Below are 12344 nucleotides of genomic sequence, written 5' to 3'. Positions count from 1 at the left end.
GCTCCACCTCGTTTCTCACTCCTCTCCACTGTTTCCTGACTCCCCGAATGCCCATCGACTGGCTGACCGTCACCGCCGCCTTCCTCACCGGCCTGCTCGGCGGCGTGCACTGCGTGGCGATGTGCGGCGGCGTCGCTGCCGGCGTGGCGCTGGGCAGCGGCGGCCAGGCGCCGCTGCGCACCGCGGTCGAATCCAACCTCGGCCGCATCCTCGGCTATGCACTGGCCGGCGCGCTGGTGGCCGGCATCGGCGCCGGCGCACTGCGACTGGCACAGGCCGAATCGCTGATGCTGACGATGCGGATGGGCGTGGGCGTGGTGCTGGTGCTGGTCGCGCTGCGCCTGCTCGACCGGCGCGGGCGGCTGGCCTTCCTCGCGCGCCCCGGCGCCGCGCTGTGGACACGGCTGGCGCCGCTGCAGCGCCGCCTGCTGCCGGCCAACACCACACCGCGCCGGGTCACGCTCGGCCTGCTCTGGGGCTGGCTGCCCTGCGGCCTGAGCACCACCCTGCTGTTCGCTGCCTGGCTCAGTGCCGACGCGCTGCAGGGCGGGCTGGTGATGGCGGCCTTCGGCCTCGGCACCTTGCCGACGATGATCCCGCTGACCTGGAGCGGGGCCCGCGCCGCACGCTGGCTGGCCCGGCCGGCGGCCCGGACCGCCGCGGCCACGCTGGTGCTGTCCGCCGGCCTGCTCACGCTGGCCGCGCCGTGGCTGGCGCAGGTGCCGGCCCTGCATGCCTGGCTGGAGGCGCTGGGCTGCCGCACGCTGCCGGGCTGAGTGCCGGCCTCGGCGGATCCCTCAGCGGATCGTGGTGTCGTCCCAGCGACTGGCCTTGCGGCGATCCTTGCCGCTGCGGCGGTTGGTCTTGGTCGGCTCCCAGCGGATTTCCTCGCGCCGGTCCGGCGTCTGCCGCCGCTCCTTGCCGGTGCGCCGCTCCGGCCCGCGGTAACCGCCATCGCCCTGATGCCCGTTCGCCATCTCCCCTCCGACGGCCGCGCCGCCCGGCGGCGGCCGATCCACCTTCCCGCAGCCCGACCCTCAGGTCAAGCGGCAAGCCCGAGACGGTCAGCGCGGCCGCGCCAGCCGCGCCTGCTCGATACGGGCCGCCAGCGCGGGCAGGCCCGCATGGTTGGGTTCGATGCCTTGCGCGGCGCGATATGCGCGCTCGGCCTCGCCGAGCTCGCCGGCGCCCAGGCGCTCCTCGGCCCGGCCGATCCAGCGCTCGGCGAGGCGGCGACGCAACTCGGGCAGGGTCGGCTCGTTGGGGTTCATCGCCACGATGGCTTCGAGGCACTCCCCGGCCTGACTGAGCCGGTTGGCGGCCATGTCGTCCTCGACGCAGCGGCGCGCGCGCGGCACCAGCGCCTCCATGGCGGCGTAGATGCGCTCGTCGTTGGGCGCCAGCGCGCGCGCGTTGCGCAGGATGTCCCAGGCGCTGTCGCCGGGCGGGTCGACGAAGCGCCGCGCGGCGGCGGCGCGCTCGGCCTCCTCCAGCAGACGCAGCACTTGCGGCGACGAGGCCAGCGGGGCCTCCTCGACCGTGGACGCGCGGGCGCGCGCCTGCAGCAGGCGCGCCTCGGCATCGCGGATGGCGGGGTGGCCGGGCGCGATCTCGCGCGCCTCGACCAGCCGCGCCTCGGCGGTCTCGAAGTCGAAATCGGCAGCGGCGCGGACCGCCTGCTGGGCGAGTGCGGCGGCGACCTGTTCCAGCCCCTGGCGGGCGCGGTTGTCCTCGGGCTCGACGGCGAGGATGGCGCGGTAGCCGTCGCGCGCCTCGCTCAATCGGCCCTCGCGGCGGGCGGCGTCGGCGGCGGCCAGGGCTTCGGAGCGGTGCTGGCCCTGCCCGGCCTGGAATTCGCTCAGCCGCGCCTTGAGCGGTGGCAGGTCGAGGTGGGCGGCGTCGATGGCCTCGACGCGCTGGACCAGCATCAGCGCACCGTCCTGGTCGCCGGCGTCGAGGCGCTCGGCGGCCGTGCGCAGCAGGTCGGCGAGCACCGCCTGCAGGCCGGCGCGGGCGATGGCACTGTCTGGCGCGGCGGCCAGTGCCTGCCGGTACAGGGCCAGGGCGCTGTCGGCGCCACCGTCGAGACGGCCGGCGCGGCGCGCGTCGTCGGCGGCGCTCAACAGGCGGCCCAGTTCGCTCTCCTCGGATTCGAGCCGGCGCAGCTCGTTCTCCACCGGCGCCAGCTCGGGCGCAGGCACCGCCAGCGTGCGCGCCAGCGCCAGCATTTCGCGGGCGCCTTCGCGGTCGCCGGCGTCCAGCCGGGCGCGCGCCTGTGCCAGCGCGGCCTGTGCGACCCGACGCAGGCCCTCGCGCGCCTGCGCGTGGTCGGGATTGAGCGCCAGCACGGCGGTATACAGCTCGCGCGCACCACGGCCGTCGGCGGCGCTCAGCCGGCCTTCGGCCAGCGCGACGGCGGCCTCTTCCATCAGTTGCGCATGACGGGTGCTCGGCAGCAGCCGGTCGGCAAGGGACTCGCGGAACAGGTAGACGCCGCCACCCACGCCGACCAGCAGGCCCAGCCCCAGCAGCCACGGCCACAGTGGCCGCGGCGGCGGTGGCGGCGGGCGACGGGGACGAAAGTCGGCGCGGATGGTGTCGGGGTCGGGCGCTTCGGACGGCGGCGGCCCGAAAGTCGGCTCGCGGCGGGAATTCATGCGTGCTCGGCGGTTGGCGTCATCCGTGCAGGATAGCGCGCCGCATTCATCAGGGAAGGTCTGAACAAGTCCATCCTGGACTTGCCCAGACTCGCCGAGTCCGGCGCATGTCCGGACTCGGCTCCGCCGGATCAAGCACTTGCGCGCTTGATCCACGGGCGCGCCATCCTTGGCGCGCGGAACCTCTGAACTTGTTCAGAGGTTCCCTAGGTGCGGCGGGCCTCGTGCACGCCGGGGATGCCATTCAGCTTGCCGAGCAGCTGGCCGAGCTGCTCGAAGTCGGCGACCTTGAGCGTGAAACGCACCTCGGCGATGCCGCGCCCATCGTCGACACGGCTGTGGACGCCGAGCACGTGCGCGCCGCCTTGGGCGATCGCGTTGGTCAGGTCCTTGAGCAGCCACTTGCGGTCGACGCCGCGCACCAGCACGTCGACACTGTAGCTGGCCGCGCCGCGCCGTCCCCACTCCACCGGCAGGATGCGCTCGGGATGACGCGCGGCCAGGCGTCCCAGCGCGGGACAGCCCTCGCGGTGGATGCTGACGCCACGGCCGCGGGTGAGGTAACCGACGATGGCGTCGCCGGCCACCGGCTGGCAGCAGCGCGCCAGCTGCGTGAGCAGGTTGCCCACGCCCTCGACGGTGAAACGGTCGGACGGCCGCGGCGGGCGCGCCCGCGGGCTGACGATGTCCTGCGCCGGCGTCGGCGCGGCGGCCTCGTGCTGCGCCTCGTGCAGGGCGCGCGCGACCTGGCTGGGGCCGACATCGCCCAGCGCCACCGCCACGTAGAGGTCCTCGACCCTGTCGAGGCGGAACTTCGGCAGCACCGCCTGCAGGTCGGCCTGGTGCAGGGCCAGCCGCTTGAGCTCCTTCTCCAGCAGTTCGCGGCCTGCATGCTCGTTGCGGGCGCGGTCGAGCTTGTGGAACCAGCTGCGCACCTTGTCGCGCGAACGCGCGCTGGCGAGAAAGCCGTTGGCCGCCACCAGCCAGTCGCGGCGCGGCTCGGGCACCTTGCCGGTGAGGATCTCGACGCGATCGCCGCTCTTGGGCTGGAAGTTCAGCGGCACGATCCGGCCGTTGACCTTGGCGCCGCGGCAGCGATGCCCGACCTCGGTGTGCACGTGGTAGGCGAAGTCGAGCACGGTGCCGCCGCGCGGCAGGTCGATCACCTCGCCACGCGGGGTGAGCAGGTAGACGCGGTCCTCGATCAGGTCGCTGCGCAGGCCGGCCAGCAGGGCGCTGTCCTCCTCGCCCTCGCGGCCTTCGAGCAGCTTGCGCATCCAGGCGATCTTGCGCTCGAAGCCGGCCGCGGCGCTGCCGCCCTCCTTGTAGCGCCAGTGCGCGGCCACGCCCAGCTCGGCGTGCTGGTGCATCTCGTGGGTGCGGATCTGCACCTCCAGCGTCTTGCCCTGTGGCCCGACCACGGCGGTATGCAGCGAGCGGTAATCGTTGCCCTTGGGCTTGGCGATGTAGTCGTCGAACTCCGACGGAATCGGCGTCCACAGCGAGTGCACCACGCCGAGCGCGGCGTAGCAGGCGGTGATGTCGTCGACCAGGATGCGCACCGCGCGCACGTCGTACAGCTCGCCGAACGGCACGTCCTTGCGCTGCATCTTCTTCCAGATGCTGAAGATGTGCTTGGGCCGGCCGGCCACTTCGGCGGCGATGCCGGCCTCGGCCAGCGCCGCGCGGATGCGTGCCTTGCAGTCCTCGATGAAGGCCTCGCGATCGGCGCGTTTCTCGTCGAGCAGTCTGGCGATGCGCTTGTAGGTGTCCGGCTGCAGGTAGCGGAAGGCCAGATCCTCCAGCTCCCACTTCAGCTGCCAGATGCCGAGCCGGTTGGCGAGCGGGGCATGGATGTCGGCGGTCAGGCGCGCCAGCGCGAGCCGCTGCGGCTCCGGCAGGGTATCGGCATGACGCAGCCTGACCAGCTGGCGGGCGAGCAGGATCAGGATCACCCGCAGGTCGCGGATGATCGCCAGCAGCAACCGGCGCAGGCCCTCGGCATTGCCGGCGGCGCTCTTGCCGCCGTGCAGGCTCCAGACCTGCTCGGCCGCCTGCTGGCCTTCGAGCAGGCCGGACATGCCCGGGAAGACTTCGGCCAGGGCCGCCCCGGCGCGCTCACGCAGCGCCGGCAGGTCGTGCAGGATCGTCGCCGCCAGCACCTCGCCGTCGGCGCCGAGCGGCGCCAACAGCGCCAGGGTTTCGACCAGCTCGGCCTCGGCCTGCGTCGGTGGGCCGTCCTCCGCCCACTGGCGCAATGCCTCGCGCTGCCCGGGCGTCAGTGCGGCAGCGGCAGCGGAAGCCAGCCACTCGGCCAGGGCCGGCATGTCGGGGCGGGAGCGTTTCACGGGCGTCGGGGTGGACCTGTGCGCTAGTTATAGACGTGAGCGTTCGGTTTACACTAGCCCGAAACCGCCTAAGGACTACCCACGATGCGTCGAATCGCCCTGCTTGCCGCCCTTCTCCTGCCTGCCGCGGCCCTGCCGGCGCAGGAATTCTCCTCCCTCGAGGAACGCATGACGGGTGCCGAGTTCAAGGCGGCAGGGCTGGACAAGCTCAGCCCCGAGGAGCTGGCTGCGCTCAATGCCTGGCTGCGGCGCGAACTCGATGCCCATGGTCAGCGTACGGCTGCGCAGGCGACCCAGGGCCTGGCTCCCGAGGTCGACCGCCGTGGCCTCATCGACAGTGGTGCCAGCGCCGGGCCGATCGTTTCGCGCATTCTCGGCGAGTTCCGCGGCTGGGACGGCACCAATACCGTATTCGAGCTGGAGAACGGGCAGGTCTGGCAATCCACCGACCCCGCCGCCCGTCTTGCGGTACGGCTGCATGATCCGGTGGTGCGGATCAGCCCGGGCTTCATGAATGCCTGGTTCCTCTCGGTCGATGGCTACAACGCCCGCGTCCGCGTCAAACGGATCCGCTGAACCATCCGTCGTCACGGCATCAGGGCCATGCCCTGCCATCGGTGGCAGCCAGCACTTCCAGCCGCTTCGCCAGCCGCTTGACCGACACCGGCCCGCGCGTGCCCAGCTCCTGGGCGAACAGCGACACCCGCAGTTCTTCCAGCTCCCAGCGCAATGCCTGCCAGTCCGGCTGCGCCAGCGCGCCGGCGGCGCGCGCGCGCGCCAGCGCGTCGACGAACGGCTTGATCTCCAGCATCCGCGCCTGGTCGCGTGCCGGGTCCAGCTTGGCGCGCTCGGCGCGCAGCATCATCGCCTTGAGGTAGCGCGGGTATTGCGCCAGTGCCTCGGCCGGGGTCTCGCGCAGGAAGCCCGCATGCACCAGGTCGTCGAGCTGGGCGCGCAGGTCGTCGAGGTTGCCGCGCGCCCAGCCCATCAGCGGCGACTCCAGCTTCGGCCGCAGCTCGGCGACCGCGGCGAGGATCGCCTCGGCCAGCTTCAGGCGCTCCATCGCCTCGCCGAACAGGCGCTTGCCGATGTCGTCGCGACGCTGCGCGAACACGGCGCGGTCGCGGATCGACTGCAGGCCATCGGCGAGCAGCGCATCGAGCGCGGCATCGACCAGATCTGCGCGCAGCCGTTCGGTCGATTCGATGGCGGCGTACAGCAGGCCGGTCTTGGGTGAGACCGGCAATTGCTTGCGCGCCTGCCGGATGCGGTCGGCGAGCGCGATCTCCAGCAGCCGGCGGACACCGCGCGGATGCTCGGCATCGGCCTTGGCGCGGTCGGCGAACACGCGCAGCGCAGCGGCCTCGCCGGTATCCACCAGCGCCGGGAACGCCGGCACGCCGGCTTCGCCGGGCACGCTTTCCGGGATCGGCTCGGCCGGGAATTCGCGCAGGCCCTCCGCCGCCAGCCGCTCGCCGGCGCGGGCGGCGAAGGCGTGCTCGGCGCGCTGGCCGAAGCGCTGCCTCAATTCGTCCAGATCGCGCGACTCGGCCAGCAGCTTGCCGTCCTGCGTCACCAGCCGCAGGTTCATGCGCAGGTGCGGCTCCAGCGCGGCCTCGTCGAAGTCACTGGCGGCGACCTCCACGCCGGTCGCCTGCCTCAGGAAGCGCGCCAGCTCGCCGGCGATCGCATCTGCACTCGGCTTCGGGTGGGCCTCACGGAAGGCGCGGGCGAATTCCGGCGCCGGCACGAAGTTGCGCCGCAGCACCTTGGGCAGACCGCGGATCAGCGCCGCGGCCTTGTCCTCGATCAGGCCCGGCACCAGCCATGACAGGCGCGCGGCGTCGACCGCGTTGAGCAGGTGCAGCGGCACGTCCAGTGTCACGCCGTCGTCGGCCGCACCGGGCTCGAAGCGGTAATGCAGCCGCAACCGCGCCTCCCCCAACGGCAGGTACTTCGGGAATCGCTCGGCCTCGCCGCCCTCGCCCGGCAGCAGCTCGGCCAGCGACCACTCCAGCGATTTCTTCTTGTCGACCGGCAGCGTGCGATACCACTTTTCCAGCGCGACCACGCTGTTGACCTCGGCCGGGAGGCGATCCAGATACCACTGCGCCTGCCAGTCTTCGTCGGCAACCAGGCCAGCCCGACGCAGCTTGGCCTCCTCCTCGCGCGCCTTCGCCAGCGTCTGCAGGTTGCGCGGCAGGAAGGCGGCGCGGGTGTTGACCTCGCCGCGCACCAGACCTTCGCGGACGAAGATCTCGCGCGCCTCGACCGGATACAGGCCGCCGTAATGCACCGGCCGCTTCGGCGCCAACACCAGCCCGAACAGGCTGATCTGCTCGAAGCCGACCACCCGCCCCTGCGCGCGCGACCAGTGCGGATCGAAATGTTTTCGCGCCAGCAGATGCGGCAGCTCGGCGATCGCCCAGTCCGGTTCGATTGCGGCGTTCATCAGGCCCCACACCTTCTGGGTGTCGAGAATCGTCGCCGACAGCACCCACGGCGGCGGTTTCGACGCCAGCGCCGAACCGGGAAAGAGCTGGAACTTGCGCCCGCGCGGGCCGTCGTACAAGCCCTTGTCGGCCTTGTGGCCGAGCTGTCCGGGCAGGCCGGCGATCAGGCAGCGGTGCAGCGCGCCATACCCGGCGGGCTCGGCGTTGAGCGCCCACCCCAGCTCGGTGCACAGCAGCAGCAACTGCCGGTGCAGCTCACGCCATTCGCGCATGCGCAGGAAACTCAGGAAGCGTTTGCCGCACCAGTCGCGCAGCCTTGCCTGGGTGAGTTCCTCATGCGCCGCGCGATAGGCGTCCCACAGCTTGAGCACGCCGACGAACTCGCTCCTGGGATCGGCGAATTCGGCATGCGCCTGGTCGGCGGCCTGGCGCGCGTCGGCCGGACGCTCGCGCGGGTCCTGGATGCCGAGGAAGGCGGTGATCACCGTCATCTCGCGCAGTGCCCCATGCTGCGCGGCAGCGATCAGCATCCGCGCCAGCTTGGGGTCGACCGGCAGCCGCGCCATCTGCCGCCCGGTGGGCGTGAGCCGACGGTCCTTGTCCACCGCGCCGAGTTCGGCGAGCTGCTGCCAGCCATCGGCGACGGCGCGTGGATCGGGTGGATCGAGGAAGGGAAAATCCTCCACCCGCCCCAGGCCCAGCGCGAGCATGCGTAGGATCACGCCGGCCAGGCTGGCGCGCAGGATCTCCGGGTCGGTGTAGCGTGGCCGCGACAGAAAGTCCGCCTCGCTGTACAGGCGATAGCACACCCCCGCCGCCACGCGGCCGCAGCGACCCTTGCGCTGGTCGGCGCTGGCCTGCGAGATCGGCTCGATGTGCAGGCGGTCGAGCTTGCCGCGTGGACTGTAGCGCTTGACCCGCGCCAACCCTGGATCGACCACGTAGCGGATCCGCGGCACCGTCAGCGATGTCTCGGCGACGTTGGTCGCCAGCACCAGCCGACGCTTGGGACCGGGGTTGAACACGCGATCCTGATCGCGCGCCGACAGTCGAGCGTACAGCGGCAGCACCTCGGTCTGCCGGTACTTTCGCCGCTCCAGCGCCTGATGCGCATCACGGATCTCACGCTCGCCGGGCAGGAACACCAGCACGTCGCCGTGTGGGTCCTCGCGGGTGATTTCGTCCACGGCGGCGACGATGGCTTCGTTGACGGTGCGCTCGCCGCAGTCCTCGCCCTCGCCTTCCAGCGGCCGGTAACGTGTCTGCACCGGGTAACTGCGCCCCTCGACGCTCACCACCGGCGCATCGCCGAAGTGCCTGGCGAAACGTTCGGTGTCGATGGTCGCCGAGGTGACGATCACCTTCAGGTCGCGACGCTTGCGCAGCAGTTGCTTGAGATAACCGAGCAGGAAGTCGATGTTGAGGCTGCGCTCGTGCGCCTCGTCGACGATGATGGTGTCGTAGGCCGACAGGAAGCGGTCGGACTGGATCTCCGCCAGCAGGATGCCGTCGGTCATGAACTTGATGTGGGTGCGCTCGGAGACCTGCTCGGTGAAGCGCACCTGGTAGCCGACCGCGCCGCCGAACTCCACGCCCAGCTCTTCGGCCACCCGCCGCGCCACCGCGCGGGCGGCGATCCGGCGCGGCTGGGTGCAGCCGATCATGCCGGCGATGCCGCGGCCGGCCGCCAGGCACAGCTTCGGCAGTTGCGTGGTCTTGCCCGAGCCGGTCTCGCCGGCGATCACGACCACCGGATGCTCGCGGATCAGGCGCACGATGGTGTCGGCCTCGCGCGCGACTGGCAGCGATTCGTCCAACGTGGGCCTGGGTGCCGAGGCCGCGCGCTGCGCATACGCAGCCCGCGAGGCGGCCAGCGCGGATTCGAAAGCCGCTTTCGCCTTCCCGTCGCCGGGCGCCTTTTCCCAAGCCGACAGCAGCCGCCGCAGCCGCCCCTGGTCGCGGGACAGCGCGTGGCGGAGGGCGTCGCGGGGGCGGCCGGGCAGTGTCACGGGCGGGGTTTCACGATAGATCGCGGCTATCGATGCGAAAGAGCATCTCCATTTCACATCCACGCGCGGGGGGCGTAGCTTAACCGTATCGGCCCAAACGGAAGGAGCACTATCGATGAAGATCGACATCGGCATCGGCCAGAAGGATCGCAAGAAGATCGCCGACGGGCTGTCGCACCTGCTGGCCGACACCTACACGCTGTACCTGAAGACCCACAACTTCCACTGGAACGTCACCGGTCCGATGTTCAACACACTGCACACCATGTTCGAGACGCAGTACACCGAACTGGCCGTGGCCGTGGACGACATCGCCGAGCGCATCCGCGCGCTGGGCTTCCCCGCCCCGGGCACCTACAGCCAGTACGCCAGGCTGTCCTCGATCAAGGAGGAAGAAGGCGTACCGGACTGGAAGGAGATGGTGAAGCAACTGGTCGAAGGCCACGAGGCGGTGGTGAAGACCGCGCGCAAGGTCTTCCCGACGGCCGAGGCCGCCGGCGACGAACCCACCGCCGACCTGCTGACCCAGCGCATGCAACTGCACGAGAAGACGGCGTGGATGCTGCGCTCGCTGCTGGAGTGAGCACGGCCCGCTGGTGACGGGGGCCGATGGCGGGATGCCGCTCTGCTAACCTGCCGCGCATGTCGCCATCGCCCCTGGACCTCCTTCGCCGCGTGTTCGGCTACGACGCCTTCCGCGGCCCGCAACAGGCCATCGTCGAACATGTCGTCGCCGGCGGCGATGCGCTGGTGCTGATGCCCACCGGCGGCGGCAAGTCGCTGTGCTACCAGATCCCGGCGCTGCTGCGCAACGGCACCGGCATCGTCATCTCGCCGCTGATCGCGCTGATGCAGGACCAGGTCGAGGCCCTGGCTCAGCTTGGCGTGCGCGCGGCCTTTCTCAACTCTTCGCTCGACGCCGCCTCGGCGGCAGCGATTGAACGGCAGTTGCTTGCCGGCGAGCTCGACCTGCTCTATGTCGCCCCCGAGCGCCTGCTGACTCCGCGTTTCCTCGACCTGCTCGGACGCAGCGCGATCGCCCTGTTCGCCATCGACGAGGCGCACTGCGTGTCGCAGTGGGGCCATGACTTCCGGCCCGAATACCGTCAGCTCAACCTGCTGCACGAACGCTGGCCACAGGTGCCGCGCATCGCACTCACCGCCACCGCCGACCCGCCGACCCGGCGCGAGATCGCCGAGCGGCTCGATCTGGAGCAGGCGCGCCACTTCGTCAGCTCCTTCGACCGCCCGAACATCCGCTACCGCGTGGTGCAGAAGGACAACAGCCGCCGCCAGCTGCTGGACTTCCTCGACGGTCATCGCGGCGAAGCAGGCATCGTCTATTGCCTCTCGCGGCGCAAGGTCGAAGAAACCGCCGCCTACCTCGAAGCGCACGGCATTGCCGCCCTGCCCTACCACGCCGGCATGGACGCGGCGAAGCGCGCGGAGCATCAGCGCCGGTTCCTGCGTGAGGACGGCATCGTCATGGTCGCCACCATCGCCTTCGGCATGGGCATCGACAAACCGGATGTGCGCTTCGTCGCGCACATGGACCTGCCCAAGTCGATGGAAGGCTACTACCAGGAAACCGGCCGCGCCGGCCGCGACGGCGCGCCGGCCGAGGCCTGGCTGTGCTACGGGCTGGGCGACGTGGTGATGCTCAAGCAGATGATCGAGTCCTCCGAGGCCGGCGAGGAGCGCAAGCGCGTGGAGCGGCGCAAGCTCGACGCCCTGCTCGGCTACTGCGAATCGACCCGCTGCCGGCGGCAGTTGCTGCTGGCCGGCTTCGGCGAGGACTACCCGCAACCGTGCGGCAACTGCGACAACTGCCTGAGCCCGCCCGACACCTGGGATGCCACCGTTGCCGCGCAGAAAGCCTTGAGCTGCGTCTACCGCAGCGGCCAGCGCTACGGCGTCGCCCACCTGATCGACATCCTGCGCGGCGCCGACCACCCACGCATCCGCGAACTCGGCCACGACCGCCTGAGCACCTTCGGCATCGGCGCCGACCTCGATGCGCGACACTGGCGCAGCATCTTCCGGCAACTGGTCGCCGCCGGGCTGCTGGCCGTGGATGCCGACGGCCACAGTGGCCTGCGTCTGACGCCCGACAGCCGCCCCGTGCTGCGCGGCGAACGCCGCCTGCTCCTGCGCCGCGAGGCGACCCGCCGACGCGAGCGCGAACGGCTGCGCAGCGTCCCCACCGCCGCCAGCGATAGCGCGCTCTCGCCCGCCGATGCCGCCGTGTTCGAACACCTGCGCGAACTGCGCGCCCGGCTGGCGAAGGAACAGAACGTTCCCGCCTACGTGATCTTCCACGACGCCACCCTGCGCGCCATCGCCGAATTCCGCCCGCGCAGCCTGCCCGAACTGGCCAGCATTGCCGGCATTGGCAGCAACAAACTCGCCCGCTACGGCAACCTGGTCCTGGCGGCCCTGGACGAAGCCGAACGCACCCCGGCGTGACCGGCACGCCCAAAACGAATCGGAACGGGAATGGCGGGCCGCGCAGGACCCGAACCTGCGACCAACGGGTTGAGCCAGCCCGCGAGACCGACTGCCGGGAAAGATGGTGGGCCGCGCAGGACTCGAACCTGCGACCCACTGGTTGAGCCAGCCTGCGAGACCGGCTGCCGGGAAAGATGGTGGGCCGCGCAGGACCCGAACCTGCGACCCACTGGTTGAGCCAGCCCGCGAGACCGGCTGCCGGGAAAGATGGTGGGCCGCGCAGGACCCGAACCTGCGACCAACGGGTTGAGCCAGCCTGCGAGACCGACTGCCGGGAAAGATGGTGGGCCGTGTAGGACTCGAACCTGCGACCCACTGGTTGAGCCAGCCTGCGAGACCGACTGCCGGGAAAGATGGTGGGCCGTGTAG

The 12344-nt window shown here is 71.1% G+C and carries 8 protein-coding genes and 1 tRNA gene; 4 read left to right on the top strand and 5 right to left on the bottom strand.

Annotated features, from left to right (window positions below; all coding sequences use genetic code 11):
- Window positions 1-47 precede the first annotated feature (47 nt).
- Window positions 48-776: a sulfite exporter TauE/SafE family protein gene (locus HNQ58_RS05120; RefSeq protein WP_183947716.1), complete on the top strand. Its 729-nt coding sequence runs from the start codon at window positions 48-50 to the stop codon at window positions 774-776.
- Between the two features lie 21 nt (window positions 777-797).
- On the opposite strand, the gene HNQ58_RS05115 is transcribed toward HNQ58_RS05120, so the two are convergent.
- From HNQ58_RS05115 to HNQ58_RS05105, 3 genes are all read right to left on the bottom strand, one after another.
- Window positions 798-977, bottom strand: a complete 180-nt coding sequence (locus HNQ58_RS05115) for a hypothetical protein (protein ID WP_183947715.1) — start codon at window positions 975-977, stop codon at window positions 798-800.
- A gap of 87 nt (window positions 978-1064) precedes the next feature.
- Complete coding sequence (locus HNQ58_RS05110; protein WP_183947714.1) at window positions 1065-2657, bottom strand: hypothetical protein; 1593 nt, start codon at window positions 2655-2657, stop codon at window positions 1065-1067.
- A 206-nt stretch (window positions 2658-2863) separates the two neighbouring features.
- On the bottom strand, window positions 2864-4984 hold the full coding sequence (locus HNQ58_RS05105) for a RelA/SpoT family protein (RefSeq protein WP_183947763.1): 2121 nt from the start codon (window positions 4982-4984) through the stop codon (window positions 2864-2866).
- 105 nt (window positions 4985-5089) lie between these two features.
- Between HNQ58_RS05105 and HNQ58_RS05100 the strand changes: the two genes are divergently transcribed.
- Window positions 5090-5581 carry a hypothetical protein gene (locus tag HNQ58_RS05100; protein WP_183947713.1) on the top strand — a complete coding sequence of 164 codons (492 nt, stop codon included), beginning with the start codon at window positions 5090-5092 and terminating at the stop codon, window positions 5579-5581.
- A 19-nt stretch (window positions 5582-5600) separates the two neighbouring features.
- Here the strand turns inward: HNQ58_RS05100 and hrpA are convergent, their stop codons facing one another.
- Window positions 5601-9497, bottom strand: a complete 3897-nt coding sequence (gene hrpA, locus HNQ58_RS05095; RefSeq protein ID WP_425504154.1) for an ATP-dependent RNA helicase HrpA — start codon at window positions 9495-9497, stop codon at window positions 5601-5603.
- 85 nt (window positions 9498-9582) lie between these two features.
- Between hrpA and HNQ58_RS05090 the strand changes: the two genes are divergently transcribed.
- Window positions 9583-10050, top strand: a complete 468-nt coding sequence (locus HNQ58_RS05090; protein WP_183947711.1) for a Dps family protein — start codon at window positions 9583-9585, stop codon at window positions 10048-10050.
- Window positions 10051-10109: 59 nt separating this feature from the next.
- On the top strand, window positions 10110-11933 hold the full coding sequence (recQ, locus tag HNQ58_RS05085; RefSeq protein ID WP_183947710.1) for a DNA helicase RecQ: 1824 nt from the start codon (window positions 10110-10112) through the stop codon (window positions 11931-11933).
- 104 nt (window positions 11934-12037) lie between these two features.
- Here recQ and HNQ58_RS05080 read toward each other — a convergent pair.
- A tRNA-OTHER gene (locus HNQ58_RS05080) sits at window positions 12038-12143 on the bottom strand.
- Window positions 12144-12344 lie beyond the last annotated feature (201 nt).

It is taken from the genome of Rehaibacterium terrae, from assembly GCF_014202935.1.
GTDB lineage: Bacteria > Pseudomonadota > Gammaproteobacteria > Xanthomonadales > Xanthomonadaceae > Rehaibacterium > Rehaibacterium terrae.
The sequence above is the reverse complement of the archived record's forward strand: the minus strand, read 5'-3'. Positions and strand labels throughout refer to the sequence as shown.

Excerpts from the sequence above, each read along its gene's own strand:
- HNQ58_RS05105 (WP_183947763.1), bottom strand. The coding sequence starts at position 4,984 with ATGCCGGCCCTGGCCGAGTGGCTGGCTTCCGCTGCCGCTGCCGCACTG.
- HNQ58_RS05120 (WP_183947716.1), top strand. The coding sequence starts at position 48 with ATGCCCATCGACTGGCTGACCGTCACCGCCGCCTTCCTCACCGGCCTG.
- HNQ58_RS05110 (WP_183947714.1), bottom strand. The coding sequence starts at position 2,657 with ATGAATTCCCGCCGCGAGCCGACTTTCGGGCCGCCGCCGTCCGAAGCG.
- HNQ58_RS05115 (WP_183947715.1), bottom strand. The coding sequence starts at position 977 with ATGGCGAACGGGCATCAGGGCGATGGCGGTTACCGCGGGCCGGAGCGG.
- HNQ58_RS05100 (WP_183947713.1), top strand. The coding sequence starts at position 5,090 with ATGCGTCGAATCGCCCTGCTTGCCGCCCTTCTCCTGCCTGCCGCGGCC.
- recQ (WP_183947710.1), top strand. The coding sequence starts at position 10,110 with ATGTCGCCATCGCCCCTGGACCTCCTTCGCCGCGTGTTCGGCTACGAC.
- HNQ58_RS05090 (WP_183947711.1), top strand. The coding sequence starts at position 9,583 with ATGAAGATCGACATCGGCATCGGCCAGAAGGATCGCAAGAAGATCGCC.